Genomic DNA, 332 nt, shown 5'->3' with positions numbered 1-332 from the left:
CGGATTCGAACCGCCGAACCCGGAGGGAGCGGATTTACAGTCCGCCGCGTTTAGCCACTTCGCTACCCCTCCACATTTGAAAAACAGTGCCGGCAAGAGGACTTGAACCCCCAACCTACTGATTACAAGTCAGTTGCTCTACCAATTGAGCTACACCGGCAAATAGTGGTGGCTCGGGACGGAATCGAACCGCCGACACACGGATTTTCAGTCCGTTGCTCTACCAACTGAGCTACCGAGCCAAGTATTCTTTTTAAAAAATGGCGGTCCGGACGGGACTCGAACCCGCGACCTCCTGCGTGACAGGCAGGCATTCTAACCAACTGAACTAC

Annotated in this window: 3 tRNA genes; all 3 read right to left on the bottom strand. The window is 54.2% G+C overall.

Annotation, left to right across the window (positions count from 1 at the left end):
* Positions 1-87: 87 nt before the first annotated feature.
* The 3 genes from ACTJJD_RS19360 to ACTJJD_RS19350 all read right to left on the bottom strand — a co-directional run bounded on the left by ACTJJD_RS19360 (position 88) and on the right by ACTJJD_RS19350 (position 332).
* Positions 88-160 (bottom strand) — tRNA-Thr (locus ACTJJD_RS19360).
* A gap of 6 nt (positions 161-166) precedes the next feature.
* Positions 167-242: transfer RNA gene (locus ACTJJD_RS19355), tRNA-Phe, on the bottom strand.
* Positions 243-261: 19 nt separating this feature from the next.
* Positions 262-332: transfer RNA gene (locus ACTJJD_RS19350), tRNA-Asp, on the bottom strand.

It is taken from the genome of Bacillus sp. 22446 (assembly GCF_052044955.1).
Lineage (GTDB): Bacteria > Bacillota > Bacilli > Bacillales > Bacillaceae > Bacillus > Bacillus altitudinis.
This window is presented reverse-complemented; position numbering and strand designations above follow the sequence as displayed.